This is a genomic window from Cohnella boryungensis, from assembly GCF_042651945.1.
GTDB classification, from domain to species: domain Bacteria; phylum Bacillota; class Bacilli; order Paenibacillales; family Paenibacillaceae; genus Cohnella; species Cohnella boryungensis.
Window position 1 is genome coordinate 41,866 of sequence record NZ_JBHSED010000068.1, and the last position, 19,875, is coordinate 61,740.

Below are 19,875 nucleotides of genomic sequence, written 5' to 3' on the forward strand. Positions count from 1 at the left end.
GACAAAGCGTTGCCGCAAGGGCCCCCCGCCCTTGTGGCAACGCTTATTCGAGGTTTTGGCTCATATAAATTGATGGAACGGAATCTCCTCCCACTCCATACACATTCGCTTAACGTCTCCTTCCGTCAATTCGGAGCCTGTCTGAACCTCGATCAGCTCGACATCCGTGATTCCCTTGATGCTATGCTTCGTCCCTTCCGGAATCCGCACGACATCGCCGGGCTTCACATGGTACGGCCTTTCGTTGATGACCACGTCCGCGATTCCGCTCACGATCGTCCACACCTCGCTCCGATTCTGGTGATGATGATAGCTGATGTTGCTGCCGGATTTGATCCGGAGCCGCTTGGTCAACACCTCGTAGCCCTCGGGATATTTGACAAAATCGACGACGCGATAGCTCCCCCATCTTCGCTCCTCGTACATCGGCCTGTTCCGCACCTCTTCCATGACCTCCTTGATGCGAGGGCTTTCCTTCTTAAGCGTGACGAGAATGCCGTCCGGGCTTGCGGCCACAACGGCGTCTTCAATTCCGATTATCGTCACCGGAATATCCAGCTCATTGATCAGATGGGTATTTCCCGAATCGGCGGTCACAATTCCTTCGCCAAGCTGCCGATTGCCCGTCTCCTCCGTCAACGTATTCCACGTCCCGAGATCCTTCCAGAAGCCGTCGTAGGGAAGCACGACGACCTTCTCCTCTTTTTCCACGATCTCATAATCGAAGCTCGTTTTGTTAAGCTCCCGGTAACGCTCCAGCATCCTTTCGTATCGAATGGGCAGATCTCGCGCCTCCAGCCAGGAGATCAAATATCCGAGCTTAAAGGCGAACACGCCGCAATTCCAGAGCGCTCCGCGGGCAATCAGCTCCGCCGCCGCTTCGCGGCCGGGCTTCTCGCGGAAGCAGGATACTTCGCGGATTCCCTCGGCCAGGGCGCCTCTCCCTTCAATGGGAACGATATAGCCGTATTTCTCGGAAGGAACGGTCGGCACAACGCCGATCAATGCCAGGCTCGCTCCTGTCGCTTCCAGCACTTGCTCCATTTTGCCGATATGGTCGAAGAAAGGCTGCTCCACATACGGGTCTACCGGCATAACCCCGATAACCGTATCCAGCGGAACCTTTTCGACGGAATACAAATACGATGCTGCCAGCGCAATCGCGGGAAACGTATCTCGCCGCTCCGGCTCGATAATCATCGGAACATCGTCCCCAAGCTGGCTCCGGATCATCTCCGCCTGGCCTCTGTTCGTCGCGACGTAGGCGGACTCGGCGAAGCCCGATTCCGCAAGCTGCCTCCATACCCTTTCGACCATAGATTCCGGCTTAAGATCAGGCCCTTCCAGCACCCTTAGAAACTGCTTGGATCGGGAATCGTTGGATAAAGGCCACAGCCGCTTGCCGGAACCGCCGGACAACAATACGAGTTTCATCCTGCTCTCTCCTCTGCGCGCCTGCGCTTTATTTGCATACCGTTTACGTCTACGCGAAGCTTTCCCTGCACGACAGCCACCGACAATTGCCTATGCATAGCCTTTACCCGTTGCCGGCTTCTTGTAATCCGTCTCCCTCCCGACGCCCCGTCTTTTCGCGGCAATCCCTAGATATAATCCACGGACAACCTACATATATATCTCGTAGATGCTTGTCAACGGGAGGTTGTCCGTATGCCTGAGCGCCGCTCGCTGCGAATATTGCTATTCGTCGCCGCCGCCACTGTGCTGGTTCTGTCTGTCCGATTCGGGTTTGCCGACGCTTGGGTGAACCAATATGCTATGCCTGCCGCCTCTCTGCGCGAGCTTCCCGCGTCCGTCTCGCCTTCCGCGATGGAGGCCAAGTCCGAGCCCGACGCCGATATTCCTCATCAGAAGCCGCAAGCCGCCATTCTAAGCAATCGCATCACGGAATATCACATTTCCGTCGCCCTCGACGAACGCGCGGGAACTTTAGCGGGAGAGCAAACCGTCACGTGGAAAAACCCGGGACGCAAATCGGTCTCCGAGTTGTATTTGCATCTGTATCCGAACGCCTTCGCTCCGGGCAGCACGTTCATGGAGGAGTCCGGCGGCCAATTGCGCGGCGACAAAATGAAAAACGGCGGATACGGGAGCATGAGCCTTACCTCCCTGACGACGGAGGAGGGAGAGACGCTTCTGCCGCGCGTGCACTACGTTCAGCCCGACGACGGCAATAAGAACGACCGCACGCTGGTCACCTTCCGTCTTCCCGAGCCGGTCAAGCCGGGGACCTCCGTAACCCTGCATATGAAGTTTACGGTTAAGCTGCCTGAAGTCTTCGCTCGCATGGGTCAAGCCGGGGAGTTCATTATGGCCGGCCAATGGTTTCCGAAGGTTCCGGTATACGAGACGATCGGCATGCGCGGACGTTCGACGGAAGGCTGGAACCTGCACCAATATCACGGAGACTCCGAATTTTACGCCGACTTCGGCATTTACAGCGTAAAGATCGAAGTGCCGGAAGCTTATAAAGTCGCGGCGACAGGATTCCTGACTCGATCGCCGACCGTTAACGCCGGGAGGAAAAGCTTTCAGTTCTACGCGGACGACGTGCACGACTTCGCCTGGTCCGCATCTCCGAAATTCGCATATGTCGAAGATTCCTTCTCCTCCCCCGGAATCCCCGGCGTGCGAATCAAGCTGTACCTGGATCCCCTGCACAAAAATTTGCAGGACCGCTACATGCATGCGGCCAAGTCCGCTTTGGCCAAGCTCGGGCAATGGTATGGGGAATATCCCTATTCCACCTTATCCATCATCGTGCCTCCGGCCGACGCCAACGGCGCAGGCGGAATGGAATACCCTACGCTCGTCACCGCTGCGGCAGCCCGGAACGATAATCCCGGCTACGAGCTGGAGCGTACCCTCGTTCACGAGATCGCTCATCAATACTGGTACGGACTGGTAGCCTCCAACGAATTCGAAGAAGCTTGGCTCGACGAAGGCTTCACCTCGTATACGGAAGATAAGCTCATGGCCAGCATTTACGGCGTTCTTCCCAACCTGGCGGTCGAATCCAGCTATCTGACCCATCCCGAGCCGCTTAATCAGGCTTCCTGGAAATTCAGCTCCTCCGACCAGTACGCCGAGAATGTCTACATGCGCGGCAAGCTGGTTCTCTCGGCGCTGGAACTTCAAGTCGGCGATAAAACCATGAGCAAGATTATGCGCGCCTACTTTCAGAAATATCGCTTCAAGCACCCTTCCTTCTCCGACTTTCAGAGGGTGGTAGAGACGGTAACGAAGGAGAAATGGGATTCCTTCTTCCATGCCTATGTCCGGCAGGGCGAGATGGCCGATTTCTCCGTGGAAAGCATCCAATCGCGGCGCACGGACTCCGGCTATGAGAGCCGCGTCCTCCTTCGCCGTAATGGCGGAAGTCCAGAGCCTGTGACGTTATGGCTGCAATTCCAGAACGGCCAGTCCATCCGCAAGCGCTGGGACGGCATGCAGTCCAACGTCCAGTTGAAGGTCGAATCGGCATCGCCGCTTCAATACGCCGTACTCGATCCCAGCTACAACATCGTGCTCGACAACCGCAAATACAACAACTATCTCAAGGCGGAAGTGCCCTCCGAGCAGCGCTCCCGCTTCTCGATCGGCATCGCGCAGCTGCTGGAAGGCCTGATTGGATCATGGGTATGGTGAGGTGACCGTATGCGTCAACGATTAAAAGAGGGATGGGACATAACCGCCCGACATAAACATGTAGTGGTTATCCTGTTTCTGTATCGCTTGCTGTGGGGATTTTTCATCTACCGGTTCATCGATTCGGTCGTAACGCCCGTACTCGCGCGTTATCCGAACGAACACCCGAACTCCGACGCAGCCCATCTGTTCCTCATCGAAGCGCAGTTCCGTCTGCTCAAGACCGATCTTCTCCACGAGTTTCTATGGATGCTGGGCGGAATGCTGCTCTTGCGGATGGTGCTGACCCCTTTGCTCAATGCCGGAGTCTTCTACTCCTTCCATCATAGCTCGGAGGGAGAGGGAACTCAGGTATTGAACGGAATCAGGGGAGCATGGAAGCCCGTCGTGCTGCTCTACTGGCTGGAAAGCGGATTTCTTCTGCTTCCCGCCGCATGGCTGCTGCCGATGGCCAAAGAGCGCTTCTTCACCGAGCCTTCCCTGACAAATTGGCTTCAAGGCCTTCTTCCTTATGCCGCCGCTTGGCTGCTATACGGACTGATCGTCCATCTGGCCTTCCAGTTCATGCAATTCGGGGCGGTATCGCGGGAGGGAATTCCAAAAAGCCTGGGATTGGCGCTTCGCCGAGCTTTCCCCTTGCTGGGAGTCACCTTCGCACTGCTCGGCATCGGTTTGGCCGTGTCCGCCGCAGCCTGGGCTATCTCCTTGCTCTGGTCGGGCTTTCTCGCCGTGACGCTGCATCAAGCTTTTCATTTCGTTCGCAGTCTCCTGAAAATATGGACCTCCGCGGCCCAATATCAGGTGTGGCGCGATTCGGAAGCGTAAGCTTATCACGTCCCAACCTTCGACAATATTTGACCCGGGACATTCCCCGGTTGCGCCCTTATCCGGCTGCAACCGGGGTTTGGCGTTCTTATCGGCGAGAATCATTCGGTGCGAAAGGGGGGGCTTTCATCCTAGTTTCTTTTCCCTAGATTAAGGAATTCTCATTTAGAAGATGCAGGAAATTCGTCAAAATGTCCGAATATATAAACCTAAAGAATTCATAAAATGCCGAATTTCCGTCGATCGGAAAACGGGGGAACCATCTTTACGGGTGAATTGGCTTCGATTCTCAGGAGCCATAGGGGACCTTCTACCGAACCCTTCAGCTAACCTCGTAGGCGTTGGAAGGAGTCAGTCGTTTTGCGCAAAGTTTCAGTCTTATTGTTTGGCCTTGCCCTTCTTTTAGTTTTTCAAGTCGGCAGCGCGTTCGCAGACTCCAAGCTTGACAAGGCAATCTCCCCGCTCATCGGATCGGAGTACAAGTACGGCGGTACGACTCCCAAGGGATTTGACTGCTCCGGATTTACCGGATACGTGTTCAATGAGCTTGGCATCGATCTTCCCCGTTCCTCAAGAGACTTGTACAGCTGGGAGAAAAGCAAGAAAATCGACGATGAAGAGCTTCGCGCCGGCGATCTCGTATTTTTCAATACGAGCGGCAGCGGCGTGTCTCATGTCGGCATCTACATCGGCGATAACAAGTTTGCCCATGCCGCTTCCAAGGGCGTGACCATTACCTCGCTCGACGAAAGCTACTATGCCAAGCGTTATCTGGGCGCTCGCCGCTTTCTCGGCGACGAGACGTACAAGAAGATCGCTACGGAGAATGAAGCTGATTAATCCGATCAAGCGTATAACAACAGCAAAAGGCCCGCATCTGCGGGCCTTTTGCTGTTGTTATACCGGATAGTCGGAACGTAGTAAATACCTCTTCGTGCTAAGCGGCTGCTATTTCCCGTGGCTTCCCTGCCAATAGTACAGATTGGCTTGATTACGCGACTCCTGCAGCAGTTTGTCCGGATCCTCGATTTCATGCGGATAACGCTCGCCGTACTGCTCCATACTGAACAGCCCCTCTTTTTCCGGCTGGCGGGCGCTCATTGTAACCCCCATCATCCCTGCCGTCATCTTCCGGATGAGCGCGATTTGAGCATTGCTATCCTTCTGAAGGCTTACCTCGCGGGCGATAAGCAAAACTTCATTTTCCGGAAGCAGCGATGGAAGGCCCTGCCGCTTGGCAATATCGGCCAGATTGCGGTAAAGCTGAGCGACGTACTGCAAATAAGTGCCCTGTCTATGCTCGATCTCGTCCGGCGTTGTCGTGTGCCTGGCGTGCCCCCACCCGGGATGATACAAGCGGTTTGCATTGTCCATCTGGGTATGGGCGTAGCTGTCCCCGAACGCATGAAGATTTATGCCGAATTCCGGCGTCCCGGGCTCCAACTTCTGCAAGTTGTCCGCCCGGTAAGTGCGCTCTGCCAGCGCCCTTCCGGCCGTCAAGACATGGATGCCGTTATGGACGTCATTAAGCTGCTTCTCCATTCGCTGGTAAGAGGTAAGCGGGGGAGCGGCCGTAACGGCCGACTGTCCATAGGCGGATTGTATGCCGTTAAACGTGTCGATAAAAGCCTGCGATACCCCTTGCTTGACGCTCTCGTACAGATGGAAAGAAGCAGCCGGCAGATTGGAAAGAGTGACGATTTTGGTTAGCTCGCTCTGAATCAGCAGATGCTTCGCATCCAGCTCCTCCACCTCGTCCGGCATTTGCGCGTAGAAGGCGTTGCGATAGGCCGTTTTCTCGTCGAAGCCGGCGGCAAGCGACACATAATAAACCGTATAGTAATGACCCGCTTCCCCCCACATCCCGGTTTTATCCTTGAAGGTGATCGGATTGTTGCGAACGTAGGCGTATTTGTTCGGTCCGTCGGCATAGCCTGCGGGATCGCAGCTTAGCCACCGCGCCAGCCAGGGGGCGTAGCACCTCGCTCCGTAATCATACAGGCCCGTCTCCTCGTCCCTCTCCTTCAGGGAATATCTGAACCTTCGGCGGGGAGCCTCGACCCGGGAGCTCGTCGCTTGATAAGAGGTGCCGCCGAACGGATAATACTCCTCGTACACCATGACATTCCCCTGTTCGTCCAGCTCCAGAGCGGACGACTCCAGCCTGCTTCCCGCCTCATAACGAATCAGACGTTCCGGGGAGCCGTCCTCGCCCGTCGTTCGAATGTCGACCGAAGCGATCCTGCGCTCGTTGTCCATGACGTGCAGCGTTTCTCTCTCCAGCGCGAGGCTTCGGCCGTCCCCTCCGTATTCGCGGTAGATTTCATAGCCCGAAAGGTAGAGCCGCTCCTTCTGTCTGGTCCCGTTCAGCCGCTCGATGACCTTGCGAACACGCCGGCCGGAGAAGTCATATACGTAGTAGACCGTTCCTCCGCCGCCCAGATCCGCCTCGCGCAATTTGTCCCCATGATTCCAGGCGAGCGACGCCAAATGAGGGAGTACGGTCATGTTCCCGTGCGGGTCGTACCCGTAGACTTCCTCCAGACCGCCGACAGTCGTGCCCGACAGCCGATTGCTGTAGCGTTCCTCCTCGATTAGACTCTGTTCCTCGTAACGGAACGCTCGATGCCAGGTGCCGCCGGTACCTGCCCGATGCTGCAGCAGCGTAAGATTGCCCGCCTTGTCGTAGGCGTATAGCTGCTGATAGCTCCGCATCGCCGCTCCATCCGATGGCTGCGGCTGATTCATACGCGGACTATCGTCCTCATCCGTCCATCCTCGCTGTCCCGATCCAATGTGCTCCCGCCCCCGCGCTTCGGACAACCGGTAGAGCGCATCGTACTCATATTCGTTGTCCGCGGAGACGACCTGATTGTTGTAAAATAAAGCCTGATTGGCCCCGTCATGAACAACCGCCACATTGCCGACCGGGTCATACCCGTATTCCAACCGCTGCAGCGCCTCCGATGCTCGCTTCGTCACGACACGGGACAATCGGAAAGTTTCAGATTCGTAAGCGTAGAATGTCCGCGTTCCGTTGCCGTAAACGATCTGCATTCTCTGTCCTTTGGCATCGTACTCCAATCGGTCGACGAATATCGTCTCCGGACTGTTCTCTCCGCGCAGCCGCAGCGAAAGCCGCTTCAGCTGTCCCAGATCGTCATACGCGGGACTTGCTACGCTGCCATCGGGCTTCTTGATCCGGATGGGGCGATTCCGGGCATCGAACTGAATCCATGTGGTATGCTTTTCTTCCTCTAGCAACGGACTCAGCGCATCCAGCAACCGTTCCCGCCTGTCGTTCCCGTCTTCGAGCTCTAGCAGAATCGGCTCCACCGTTCGCCAATCGGGATCGGATTTGTAATTCCTCGCCAATCTGCGGGCAAGTGCCAGCTCATTTCCCTTGAAATCGTAAGCGACGTCTTCTCCGGCCGGACCCGGGGCAATGTGCTCGATCATTCCCGCACTGTCGAACTGAAGCCACACTTTCCCTCTCAGGTTCAAGCGTCCCTTGCCCGGCTCATCCGGATACGAGGATCGCGAATCCGGGTGAGCCTCGCCGTAGACCGTACGCTCAACCAGCTTTTCCTCTCCCCCGTGCTGCCGAACGTACCGCGCCAGAAGCCGCCTTAGCGAATCGTACGCATGGCGATAGCGAAACCCCCGCCCATTGTACGCATACAGCACCTTGCCGTCCGCGTACGGCAACGCGATGCGCAAGCCGTCGTCCATTCCTTCATCGCTCACGATTCTTCCGGCCAGATCGTATTTGACTGTCCGTACGATCCGGCCGGCTGCATCCTTCACGCGAACCGAACGCCCTAGCGCGTCGACATCGTTCCACGCCGCATGAGGCCGGTCGTTCCCTTCGGCATCTCTGCCATTGTCGGCTACGGTCAGGAATACGGAGCCCCGCGCATCCAGGTAAGCTGCCGTCGGCGTTGCTGCGTGCTTCGCCGCCTTCCGGGCGCATGATTGTTGCTCGGCTCTGACGCGCCGATGGCGCTCGATCCGGCGTCCCGTTATCGGGTCGAGATCCGGCCATCGCAACAAGGCCGATTCCTCGTCCATGCGTTCGTTATACCACGTCGGCCAATAAGCGCTCACGGGCAGTCCCCGAAAATATTCCCCCGCGTCCGGATCGTCAATCGGATTAAACGAAGGATCGGGCAATTGCTGAGGATGGCGAGGGTCGTAGCGAAAGGTCGGATGAAGGGTATCGTTGACATCCCACATCATATTACGCCACGGATCGATGACGACCTTCTCGTAGGTGCGGTTCGGACGGAGCGTAATTACCGCTCTTCCGATTGGATCATACAGCATAAGAGTGCAGACACCTTCATGACGCTCCTCGAATCGGTGCGTCTCGCTGAAGAACGGCTCATAAGTCTTGAAGGGCTTGCCTTTGTTGTTATAGACCGTCCAGCCGGATACATTCCATCGCAGGACTCCGGCCTCCCCATCAGAGCCGGCAGCTCTCGCCAGGCTCCTCGTCTGTGCCTGCCTCCCTAAGCCGTCCAGATACGCGACTTGCATCGCGACCTTCGCAAGCTGTCCCGCCGGCAGCTCCGCCTCATGCGTGCTCCGGCTGATCGAATAGACGGCCACAGGCTGCGGCCGGTCGGACTCGCTTGTTCGGGCATAAGCCTCCAGATCATAGATCGTCCGGGAGGTGGCCGCTCCAAGCCACCGCCGGGCGTCGTCAAGCGACAGCTCCTGCAGCTTCGTTCGCTCCTCCTCGTTCAAGTCGGGCATGAAGCCCTCCAGCGAATCGCCGACGGACTCTCCTCTCTTGCCCAGCGTTGCGGTGCCCGTAACAAGTCCAAGCGCGTTAAAGCATACAGAGGCACGGTTGCCGTTCGGTTCTCTCAGCTGACTGGGCTGCATGCAACGGTAATCGTTGCTGCAGTCCATCGTATTGCCTAGCGGGTCGACGGTTCTCACAACCAACAAGCCGTAATCGTCATACTCCACAACGTACTTGTTGCCTGCCGAATCCTCGTAGCCGTCCGGAAGGTAAAATTTGCTCCTTGCCGCTTCGGAGATAAGCGTCTTCCCTCCGGGAATCCACCACCGGGAGTCGTTCCGAAGCTGGACGTAGCCCCCTTCCTCAGGAAAATTCCCTACATCCGGCAGGGTCCCACCCACCTCCTCCAGCAGCCCCGGTGTATACGCAAGCTCGTAGCTTTCGAAGGGCAATGCCAACGCCTCGATGACTCCCGCATCCAGCGGGCCCGTCAGATCGTCGCGACGGAACAGCACTCGCGACGCTGACAGCAGCCGTTTCTGGAGCCCGTTATCCGGGTCTCGCACATAAGGAATCTCCTCGGCGGCTTGCGCCATACCGCGCAATTCCTCCAGCTCGAATCGACCCCCTCTTGCAGGAACGGCACCGATGAGCTCGCGGCTTGACGTTTCGAACAGCAGCGGCATCCGCCAACAGGCCGGATCATCTATTGCATTCGTATACCTGTTCTCGGTCAGAACGACATACGTCTTCGTCTGCTTTCGGACATCCTCCGGCGACAGCATCGGGTCTGCCCATCGGCGGCCATACCCGATTTCCGCGCTTTGCACGACATGGCCCCATTCATCCGTTTCCAGAACCATCCGGTGCGTCACCCTTGGATCGGCCGTATTCCTCTCGTAATGATACGTAGCGGACTCCATGTCCAACACCTGAAATACTGCGGAACGGCCATTGCCGGAAGGCTGCAGGACGCGCGCCCGGGAATTGGATTCCGTAACCGCGTAAGGCAGACCGCTTTTCTCCGATCCGTCTTCCGCATAGACCTCTTGCCGCAGGATCGAGCCCTGCAATGCGCGGCAAGCTTCCCTTCTCTCCGCAGCCGCGGCCGTTCCGTCAAGGGCAAGCTTTGCCCCCTCCGTCAGCGGCTCGCTGAACCCCGCTCCATCCGTCCCCGCCGCATGCCAATACTCCTTCAAGTATTCGCGAACAAGCTCCGGTTGTTCGAATGAAGCTCCTGTGCGATACCAGGTCTTCGTTAGCGCCGGCGGCAAGAGGATCGTCTCCTCCCCAGCCGCAAGGGCCATGCCGCTCTCCGCGTCCCTCTGGTCTACCCGGCCGAAGCCGCGGAACTCCCGCTCTTCCCGGTCGTAATAGCCATGTCGGTACTCATAACGGGTCACCATACGGCTGCGGCTGATTCGATCAACGGTTTCGACGCGATCGACGACGTGCACGGGGAAGGGCAGCTTTGTCGCCCACGGCTCTCCTTCGGCCATATGCTTCAAATAATAGCGGGTAGAGGGCTCATAGCGGATGTACACCTCTCCGCCTCTATTGTTGATCATCGAGCTCAACAAGTGCGGCTTAACGCCGCCCATTAAATCCACATACTGCAGCGGCCTTCCCTCGTCCTCAGGCAAGGACGAAGACCAGACGAGGCAGGCGGTGCCGTTGCCAAGCAGATCCACGACATCGATCGATTTGCCGATGGCCGAATAACGCAATGAAGCCAGAACGCAGGGCTCGCTCCACCCGTTCCCGGACTGATTCCGCCAATACGTCACTTCGTTTCTCCCCATATAGACGAGATCGGCCGGGCCCGAGCCGTCCAGATCGAACAATCTAAGCCGGCGACTGTCCAGCAGCTCCGGATGATCGAACAAAGGCGGCCGAGCCATCGTAATCTTGGCGCCGAACCTCCCGTACCCGAGATTGGGCCAGTAACAGACCTCTCCATTGCGGATTCGCACGAGATCGGCAAGCCCGTCGCCGCTCATGTCGGCCAGATGCACGCTTTGCTCGGAATCCGAGAGCAACTGAATCGGCCCCTCTTCGTCGTCCCAGGCCGGCAACCGTTCTCCGGCTTCAAAGCCCTCGGTTCCAAGAGAGTAATAGAGCGTAAAGGCGTCCTGCTCCGTCATCAGCAGATCAGGCCTTCCATCGCCGGTTACGTCGATGAAGCGCAGGCGGGGATCGTTCCAATCCACGTTCGGTAGGCTTTGAAAAGGCTTGTGCGACGACCATTGCCCGCCGTCTTCAAGCACGTAATATCCCGGAAGCTCCCCATCGTAACGAACGGCGCAAGTCTCTCCCTTGCCATCGGGATCAGCCATTCGCCATTCGCCCCCGGCCATTCGAACCTGAGCCGGCTTGCTTGGGACAGTCTGCAAGCCGCCTAAGCGACCGCCTCCCAGATTCCTTTTGTAGTACCAGGCGTCCTCCTGTTCCGTCACAATGCCGGATACGCCCTCGCCGAACAGGTCCATCCAGCGGACCCGGTCTCCCAACAGGCCGATAGGCAGATTGCGTATCGCCTCGTCTTCCAGCGTTCGGACGGAGAGATCGCTGCCGGGCTTCGTGTACGCGAAGGATAACGCAGGCATCGCTTGCTTCTCATAGCCGTCGGAAAGCCGGATATACCCCTTCCTTGCAATCCCCGTCAGAAGGGTGAGCGCTTCCCCCTCCTCATAGCTGAAATCATCGGATCGGATCAGACAAGGAGCCTCTCCCAGCTCTTCAAAGCGATGGAACATCAACACTCTGCGGCATAGCCGGTAGCTGCGGATCTCAAAGCCGGCGCGGCAATTGGAGAACGGGTCTCTCCTGCACGCCCAAGGCCGGATTTCCTCGGGAGTCGGCTGATCCTCCGCATGCTCCCCGTAATCCAGCACAACCGTAAAATGCCATTCCTCCTTCTCGAACGGCCTCCGGTTCCCGTAATCGATGCTCTTCAGGTAACGGCTTGCATAAGTATTGCGATGGCTCTCCTGCGACTGGCTCCGGTCGATATTGCTTCCGTCTTCCCTCTTGTAGGCGTATCGGATCAAATTGCCTTTGTTATCCGCCGTCTCCTCCAGCAACCATTGAAACACATGAGCCGGATTCGCCGGGTCGCAGACCCTTCCCTCCGCCGTCGCCCCAAATACGCTGACGACGTTGTCCCGCGAAACGACCCGCCAATGGCACTGGCCGTTGCTCCTGTGCTCCCACTTCTCGATTCGCGACCACGCTTTCTCGACTCTCGGCCGATATCTTCTGACGACGTAATCGCCTTCCGTCCGGCTTTCCTGCTCCGGGCAGGGGACCAAATCCTCCGCGCCTGACAATTGGAAGACGTCGGACGGCTCCTCCCGATAGCGGGGAATCGATCTCTGCGTCTTTCGGGTCACCGAAGGCAGGTCAAGCCGCCAGCCTAATCCGAAGGGGCCGTTGCCCGCACCCGAGTCGTAGCTTAACGTCAGGGGTGGCGTAAGGCCCGATCTTCCCGGCGTTACGCCAAGCGGAACCGACGTCGACGAGGTGCCGGTCCAGGAGCGAACGGCGAACTGCTCTCCGAGACCGCTTACGGCCCCTCCTCCCTTGGGAAGCGTAATTCCGGGTATTGCCTCCTTGCCCGCGCCGAATTGCGGGAGCTTGACGCTTGCGGAGTCGTTCTCTCCGGCTGCCATGCCCATCTCTCCTCTCGAACGAAATCTCATTAATTAGTAAAATGATTGATAATTGGAACCTCACACCAGAAGTATAGGGGGAAAGATCGCCGGGAACTAGTGACTGCCGTCACGTGCCTGTAACCCATGACCGCTATGCCTGCTCCCGCAGGACTTCCTACAAGCATCCCCTCCGCGCCAAGTAAAAACGACTTCGCCGTCCTTTAGTAAGACGGCACACATTTTATCGCCCGATCGGATGGGTATAAAGGAGGTCTGCATCTTATACTTTCAGATAATTCAAAAAACCCTCCTCAAGCCCGATGCTTGAGAAGGGTTAGATGACATGCTTGCTACTGCCGGCTTCGGTACACCTCGAAGCCGCTCAGCGTCGGACTCCAGCGGGATTCGGAGAGAATCAGGCGCAGCCGCTTGGCGGTCGTCTCTTCAAATCTGCAGATTTTCTTGTATCCAATCACGGTGCCCTCGTATAGAGAAATCCAGCCGCCTCCGGCGTCTTGCGCCTCCAGCCGGAACCGTTCGATGCGCTGCCCTTCGCGGATATGCTCCGCAAGAACGACGCGATCGAACCTCCGCTCGGCCCCTAGCTCGATCACGAGCTCGGCCTGCTCCACGCCTTCCGGCGCCTGCCAGAAGGTCAAGCGGTCGCCGTCCGTCAGCCGGTCGCCGCCGTGAGCCGCATCCCTCGCGCAAGAGGCGAGAACTTCGGCCCCGATCGCCAGATCCTTCCCGTATGTCGACCGGATTCGGTCGCCAAGCGCCTTCATGCCAGCGACATCGTTCTCATGAAGGAGGCCTCGCTTGTCCGGCGGCAGGTTGAGCAGGAACGTCGAATTCCCTCCTACGATCCGCTCGTACAGATCCATCAATTCCTCAGAGCTCTTCACGGCATCGTCCTCGGAGGCATGATAGAACCAGCCCGGACGAATGGAGGTATTCACCTCGGCCGGGTACCAGACCGCTTCCTCCGCCTCGGCCAGCACCGCACGACTTCCCAGATCCTCATCCTGGGAACCTACGCGTTTGGCGAATGCGCCGTCGTCGACCTTCTGCGAGCTCTCCTGGATTTTCTCATTGTCGCGCATTGTCGCGGGAACGACGCTCCATTCCGACGTTCTCGTCTGCCCCGCTTCATTGCCGCACCAGCGCACATCGGGACCGCAGACGGAGATCACCGCATTTGGCTGCAATTCCCGAATGAGTCCGTAATAAGCGTCCCAGTCGTACACCTGACGCTTGCCGTTCGGCCCTTCTCCGCAGGCTCCGTCGAACCAGACGCAGAACAGCTCTCCGTAACCGGTAAGCAGCTCTCTCAACTGGTTGAGGAAGAAAGCGTTATACGCCGGGGAATCCCCGTAGCTCGGCTCGTGTCGATCCCAGGGAGAGACGTATATGCCGAACTTCAATCCCGCTTCGCGGCAAGCGTCGGCTACCTCTCTTACCAGATCTCCCTGGCCGTCCCGCCAAGGGCTGCTGCGCACCGAATGCTCCGTGTAGGCGCTCGGCCATAGGCAGAACCCGTCATGATGCTTGCATGTCAGGATCAGCCCTTTCATCCCCGAGGAGACGCAGGCTTGTACCCACTGCGCCGCATCCAGCTCCGACGGATCGAATATCGCCGGGCTTTCGTCGCCGAGTCCCCATTCCCGGTCAGTGAACGTATTCACCGTAAAATGGATAAAACCGTAGAACTCCAGCTCCTGCCATGCAAGCTGTCTGGGAGACGGGGACACTCCCGCCGCCTCCCGCACCGATACTGCCATGCGAATGCCCCCTTCTCAATAGCAAGCCAATCTCCCTGACTCTCGGCCGCCTGTGATGCTTTGTCATTTATGTTCAACCCAAATGGGCCTGATCCGTAAAGCGAACGACGGCCTTCTCCGTTCCATGCAGCTCGAACACGACCAGCTCATTATCCCCCTCGCGCAGCAGCGGAGCGGGGATGTACAGCGTTCGGGTCGGCCCGGCCTCCCAATAACGTCCAAGGTTAAAGCCGTTCAGGAATGCCGCGCCTTTCGTCCAGCCGTCCAGACGGAGGAAGGTATCGGCCTTCTCCGTTACGGTTAAGGTTCCCCGGTAGAACGCCGGCTGCGCCGTCTCCGCTCCCCTGCCGGACTCCCGTCCGGTCAGCGGGCTGAACTTCAGCGGCTCCAGCGATTCGAGAGGCAGCGGGTAGATCGTCCAGCCGTACAGAAACTGGTTGCCGAGCCGCACGCCCTCGGTGATGCCTTTGGAATCCCGCATGAGCGGACCGTAATTGATGCGCCCCATGTTTTCCACCAGAATATCCAGCTTTAATCCCTCCGGAGGAACCTCCAGCGGCAGCTCGACCGGATTCCACCGCTCCACCGCTCCGATATATTTGCCGTCGGCGAATACGAGAGCCCGGTCGCGTACGTCCTGCAGCGTTAGACTCATGCCGCTCCGCGGTCCGCTGATACGCGTTGAGTATACAATGAAGCCGTAGGCTTGGCCGACCTTCTCCATCGGCTCGGGGCATGTCCTCTGAACGGGCGCCGTCAGCCCGTCCAGCTGTCCGAACAGCTCGGCTGCTTCCGTCAGCAGGACTTCCCCGTAAGCACGCTTCGCGATCGGTTCCGGCAGCTGCGGCTCGGGCAGCTTCGCGTGCCGCTCCAGCACCTTGCGCACCGCCCAATATTTCTCCGTCGGCTCTCCCCATTCGCTGAGCAGCGTGTCGTAATCGTAGCTGTTCACCGTCGGCTCGTATCGCTTGATATGATTGGCCCCGTTGAGAAAGCCGAAGTTGGTGCCGCCATGGAACATATAGAAATTGACCGACGCTCCCTCGGCCAGCATCTCCTCGAACGCTTCCGCCACCTCCAGGGCCGGACGGGTCTGGTGCTCCTCCATCCAGTGGTCGAACCAGCCGTTCCAGAACTCCATGCACATCAGCGGACCTTCCGGCTGATACTCCCGCAGCTTGCGAAAGGCTTCCGACGGCTTGGAGCCGAAGTTCACCGTCTCCAGCACGCCCGGCACCTTGCCGCCCTGCAGCATATGGTCTTCCGGGCCGTCCGACGTGAACAGCAGAACATCCATGCCGCGTGCAATCATGGCGTCCCGAATGTATACGAGATAGCGGGTGTCGTTGCCGTAGCTGCCGTACTCGTTCTCGATCTGCATGGCGATAATCGGTCCGCCGTTCGTGCATAGCAGCGGCTTCAGACGGGGCAGCAACTCATCGAAATACGCATCGACCTTGGCCAGATAAGCCGTGTCGTAGCAGCGAAGCCGCAGATTGGAATCAGCCAACAGCCACGCCGGCAGCCCTCCGAACTCCCATTCCGCGCAAATGTAAGGGCTCGGGCGCACGATGACGTGCAAGCCGAGCTCTCCCGCCAGCCGCACGAAGCGCTCTACGTCCGCGAGCCCGTCGAAGCGAAAGTCGCCCTCCTTCGGCTCATGAATGTTCCAGGGAACGTAGGTTTCCACGGTATTAAAGCCGCATGCCTTCAGCTTCAGCAGCCGATCCTCCCAATACTCCGGCACAATGCGAAAATAGTGGATCGCCCCGGACAGCAGCCGCAGCGGTGTACCCTCGTAGCTAAAATCATTGCCTTGAACAGCGAATGTCGCCATCTGGTTGCCCTTCCTTTCCATTGCTAGACTAATCATTCCTCGGCATTTGCCTTATCCTTTTACGCCGCCCAGCATCATGCCTTGGGTCAACTTCTTCTGGAGCAGCGCGTAGACCACGATCGTCGGCACGAGCACGGTCACAAGACCCGCGAACAGAGAGCCCCAGTCGGTGGCGTACTGCTGGATCTGCATGAGATTGGAAAGTCCGATCGGGATCGTTTTCTTCGCATCGTCCGTAATGAAGGTCATCGCCAGCACATACTCGTTCCAGAAGTCGAAGAAGCTGAACACGATGAGGGTAATAATGCCCGGACGGGCCATCGGCATGATGACCTTGAACAGCGTTCCGAAATAACCGCAGCCGTCAATCATCGCAGCCTCCTCGAAGTCGTGCGGAATGGACTTCATGAAGCCCGTCAGCAGGAACACGGAGAACGGCAGACTGCCTGTCGCGTAGACGGCGCTTAGCCAGAAGCGGTTGTCCAGCATGCTCAGATCGTTCATCATCAAGAAGAGCGGCACGATGATATAGACCCCGCCGATGAACAATCCTGCCATGTAGAAGTTGGTCAGGAACGAACGGCCGCGGAACCTCATTCGTCCGAGCACGTAAGCCGTCGGAATCGCGCTCGTCAGCAGCACCGCCATCGACATAGCTACCACCAGCACGGAGTTGAGCATGTAATCGCCGATCTTTGCCGTCGTAAACGCGTTCACGTAGTTCTCCCAATTCAGCTTGGTCGGGAGAGACCAGGGGCTCTCCATGACCTCGGCGTTCGTCTTCAATGAGGCGATCACGTTCCAGAACAAGGGGTATACGACGACCAGAGCTTGCAGAAGCAGAAAGACTCTGACGAGCAGACGGCCGAGACCGCCGGATTTTCTCGCGGATTGCACAGGTGCGGAATAAGCCGACATCTTAATGCGACCCCCTTTCCGTCAGTTTGTTGCTGATGAGGGCAAGCAGCAGGGAAACAATGAAAATAAATACGCCGATCGCCATCGCATAGCCGAAATTCGAGTTCGTAAAGGCCTGGTTGTACAAGTACGTCATCACGACCTCGGAATGCCGATCCGGTCCTCCTGCGGTCATGATCGACACGATGACGAAGCTGATCGTCAGCACGCCGTTGATGCTGAAGATAATGGTGACGCGAATAATCTCCCACAGCATCGGGATCGTAATATGAAAAAATTGCTGAACGCGCGTCGCCCCATCCAAGCCGGCGGCTTCGTACAGATCGGGGGAGATGCCGTCGATTCCGGCCATGTACATGACCATGTAATAGCCCGCCGCCTGCCAAATCAGCGTAACCGCGAGCGCCCACAGCACCGTCCTTTGGTCGCCGAGCCAGGACATCGCCCAGTCTCCCAGACCGAGAAGCTCCAGGCCGGAATTGACGAAGCCCATTGTCGGGTGATAGATGAACGACCACAGAATCGCGATGACGACAAACGAAAGGATGCTCGGGAAGAAGAAGACCGTCCGGTAGAAGCCTCTCTCCTTCAGCTTCGACTGCGTTAGAAGGGAAGCGTTCACTAGAGCGATCAGCAGTGTAAGAACGGGAACGACCAGCATGAGGAAGCCCGTATTGCGCAGCGCCAGCAGGAAAACGTCGTCATTAAACATGTCCACGAAGTTTTGCAGCCCGATGAACTTCGGCTCATCGCCGACTCCGGTCCACAGATAGAAGGATTTCTGGAAAATCTGTATCGTCGGATAGACCTTGAACAGGAGAAATAACGCTAGGCCCGGAATCAAGCAGGCCGCGATAAAAAAACCTCTTTTTGCTTTCATGCTCATGATTGCACCTGTCCTTTCCGCTCCTCGGAATACAGGAAACCTGCCGGGTTTATCCAAACGCGCGGCAGGTTTCCGGGAAGCAGGAGACGCTTATTCCATGCTTATTCTTATTCTTGGTCTCCGTTTTTCTTTAACTCGTCCTGAATGTCGGAATAGATTTTGTACATCTTGTCGCCGTATTCCGCCACCGTCATCTGCTTGTTCATAATGGAAGAGATCGGCTTGAACACTTCGTCGCTCGGGTTGTACTTGCTGCCCTTCGCTACGGATTTGAACGCTCCGTTCACCGTCACGATGCCGCTGTCGACCGCCTTATAGACGTTGTAGGTGGATTCGGAGATATATTCCTTCGCGATATCCGCAGCGCCCTTGACCGCAAGCACGCCTTTGGATTTCTCCGCATTCAGCTTCACGCTCTTGTCGGAATACAAATACTTCAGGAATTCCTTGGCCAGCTCCGGATTTTTGGCTTTGGCCGGAATCACCATCTGCTCCACGTTCGTCATCGCCATTGCCGGCTTATCCGGGGTAAGTGCAGGAGCGCCCAGGAAGCCGAATTGGAAGCCTTCCTCGCGAGGCGCGTCCTTCATCTCGTCCTCGAACCAGGTTCCGTTCGGAATGAACATCGCCTTGCCTTGCATGAACGCTGTCTGGGCTTGCGTATGATTCAGGGCGATCGTCCCCTTCATCAGGGCGTTGTCCTCGGTCGCGATTCTCTCCATCATGCCCCACACTTGCTTAAACGTATCGCTCTTCCAGAATTCCGGATCGAGATTGTAGAATTGGTCAAGCGCTTCTTGCCCGCCGACGCTGTAGATCGACGGAACGATAACCTCTTCCAGATAGCCGGGATAGAGTCCCTGATAAGTGAAGAGCGCGCGTCCGTTGTCCTTCGCCGTAGCCGACAGAGCGAAGAACTCATCCCAGGTTTTCGGAACGGACAAGCCTTTCTGGTCGAACATCGTCTTGTTGTACCACAAGCCCATTACGCCGAAGTTATAAGGAGCCAGGTACACTTTGCCGTCTCCGTAAGGGGAGCTTGAACGGGATTCCAATACGCCCGGAAGGATTTTGTCCTTTAGCGGCGCGCCGCCCTCTTCCGCAGGCCCGTTGAACACTTCGGTCAGGTCAAGCAAGGCTTTGTCTTTAATCAAGCCGTTAAGGATAGGCGCGTTATCGCTGCCCGCAATGTACATGAAATCGGGCGGGTTGCCCGCAACGATCTTCGGGCGGACAAGCTCGGCGATCTTCGGGCTCGCCGTAATCGTAATGTTCGTGCCCGGATAATCCTGCATGAAGTCCTCGGCGATCGTATCCCAATATTCCCGGCCGTAACCGCCTTGGAATACCGCCACGTTCAATTCCATGTTCTCGAATTGCTTGGCGCCCGTTGACGGGCTGGCCGATGCCGAAGCGGACGGAGACGGCGAGTTGGACGCCGACGGGGAAGCGCTGCTCGGATTCTCTTTGTTGTTGGAGCCGCATCCCGCCAGCATCGTCAATGCGACGACGGAAGCCGCAACCGTCGTGAACCATTTCTTCGATTTCATTCGATGACC

The 19,875-nt window shown here is 57.5% G+C and carries 10 protein-coding genes and 1 riboswitch; of the genes, 3 read left to right on the forward strand and 7 right to left on the reverse strand.

All coding sequences use genetic code 11. From position 1 onward, the window contains the following. Positions 1–60 precede the first annotated feature (60 nt). Positions 61–1,434, reverse strand: a complete 1,374-nt coding sequence (locus ACFO1S_RS26000) for a sugar phosphate nucleotidyltransferase (protein ID WP_204605919.1) — start codon at positions 1,432–1,434, stop codon at positions 61–63. A 234-nt stretch (positions 1,435–1,668) separates the two neighbouring features. Here ACFO1S_RS26000 and ACFO1S_RS26005 point away from each other — a divergent pair, with 234 nt between their 5' ends. The 3 genes from ACFO1S_RS26005 to ACFO1S_RS26015 all read left to right on the forward strand — a co-directional run bounded on the left by ACFO1S_RS26005 (position 1,669) and on the right by ACFO1S_RS26015 (position 5,331). Continuing rightward, positions 1,669–3,666 carry a M1 family metallopeptidase gene (locus ACFO1S_RS26005; protein WP_204605920.1) on the forward strand — a complete coding sequence of 666 codons (1,998 nt, stop codon included), beginning with the start codon at positions 1,669–1,671 and terminating at the stop codon, positions 3,664–3,666. A gap of 9 nt (positions 3,667–3,675) precedes the next feature. Continuing rightward, positions 3,676–4,491 carry a hypothetical protein gene (locus tag ACFO1S_RS26010; RefSeq protein ID WP_204605921.1) on the forward strand — a complete coding sequence of 272 codons (816 nt, stop codon included), beginning with the start codon at positions 3,676–3,678 and terminating at the stop codon, positions 4,489–4,491. Positions 4,492–4,707: 216 nt separating this feature from the next. After that, a riboswitch (cyclic di-AMP (ydaO/yuaA leader) is annotated at positions 4,708–4,847 on the forward strand. A gap of 4 nt (positions 4,848–4,851) precedes the next feature. After that, the gene (locus ACFO1S_RS26015; RefSeq protein WP_204605922.1) at positions 4,852–5,331 is read left to right on the forward strand and encodes a C40 family peptidase; all 480 of its coding nucleotides are present in this window, start codon (positions 4,852–4,854) and stop codon (positions 5,329–5,331) included. Between the two features lie 108 nt (positions 5,332–5,439). Here ACFO1S_RS26015 and ACFO1S_RS26020 read toward each other — a convergent pair whose 3' ends face one another. The 6 genes from ACFO1S_RS26020 to ACFO1S_RS26045 form a co-directional block, all read right to left on the reverse strand. Continuing rightward, positions 5,440–12,912 carry a SpvB/TcaC N-terminal domain-containing protein gene (locus tag ACFO1S_RS26020; RefSeq protein WP_204605923.1) on the reverse strand — a complete coding sequence of 2,491 codons (7,473 nt, stop codon included), beginning with the start codon at positions 12,910–12,912 and terminating at the stop codon, positions 5,440–5,442. 332 nt (positions 12,913–13,244) lie between these two features. Beyond that, a complete protein-coding gene (locus ACFO1S_RS26025; protein WP_204605924.1) occupies positions 13,245–14,675 on the reverse strand; it encodes an alpha-L-fucosidase in 1,431 nt (476 codons plus the stop codon). Positions 14,676–14,748: 73 nt separating this feature from the next. Beyond that, positions 14,749–16,512: a glycoside hydrolase family 35 protein gene (locus ACFO1S_RS26030; protein WP_204605925.1), complete on the reverse strand. Its 1,764-nt coding sequence runs from the start codon at positions 16,510–16,512 to the stop codon at positions 14,749–14,751. 51 nt (positions 16,513–16,563) lie between these two features. Next, entirely contained in the window at positions 16,564–17,430 is an 867-nt protein-coding gene (locus tag ACFO1S_RS26035; RefSeq protein WP_204605926.1) for a carbohydrate ABC transporter permease, read from the reverse strand. A 1-nt stretch (position 17,431) separates the two neighbouring features. Next, a complete protein-coding gene (locus ACFO1S_RS26040; protein ID WP_378127848.1) occupies positions 17,432–18,310 on the reverse strand; it encodes a carbohydrate ABC transporter permease in 879 nt (292 codons plus the stop codon). A 113-nt stretch (positions 18,311–18,423) separates the two neighbouring features. After that, the gene (locus ACFO1S_RS26045) at positions 18,424–19,866 is read right to left on the reverse strand and encodes a carbohydrate ABC transporter substrate-binding protein (protein WP_204605928.1); all 1,443 of its coding nucleotides are present in this window, start codon (positions 19,864–19,866) and stop codon (positions 18,424–18,426) included. Positions 19,867–19,875: the final 9 nt, after the last annotated feature.

Coding starts and splice junctions, on each gene's coding strand:
- ACFO1S_RS26025 (WP_204605924.1), bottom strand. CDS start 14,675: ATGGCAGTATCGGTGCGGGAGGCGGCGGGAGTGTCCCCGTCTCCCAGA.
- ACFO1S_RS26035 (WP_204605926.1), bottom strand. CDS start 17,430: ATGTCGGCTTATTCCGCACCTGTGCAATCCGCGAGAAAATCCGGCGGT.
- ACFO1S_RS26005 (WP_204605920.1), top strand. CDS start 1,669: ATGCCTGAGCGCCGCTCGCTGCGAATATTGCTATTCGTCGCCGCCGCC.
- ACFO1S_RS26000 (WP_204605919.1), bottom strand. CDS start 1,434: ATGAAACTCGTATTGTTGTCCGGCGGTTCCGGCAAGCGGCTGTGGCCT.
- ACFO1S_RS26020 (WP_204605923.1), bottom strand. CDS start 12,912: ATGGCAGCCGGAGAGAACGACTCCGCAAGCGTCAAGCTCCCGCAATTC.
- ACFO1S_RS26030 (WP_204605925.1), bottom strand. CDS start 16,512: ATGGCGACATTCGCTGTTCAAGGCAATGATTTTAGCTACGAGGGTACA.
- ACFO1S_RS26040 (WP_378127848.1), bottom strand. CDS start 18,310: ATGAAAGCAAAAAGAGGTTTTTTTATCGCGGCCTGCTTGATTCCGGGC.
- ACFO1S_RS26045 (WP_204605928.1), bottom strand. CDS start 19,866: ATGAAATCGAAGAAATGGTTCACGACGGTTGCGGCTTCCGTCGTCGCA.
- ACFO1S_RS26010 (WP_204605921.1), top strand. CDS start 3,676: ATGCGTCAACGATTAAAAGAGGGATGGGACATAACCGCCCGACATAAA.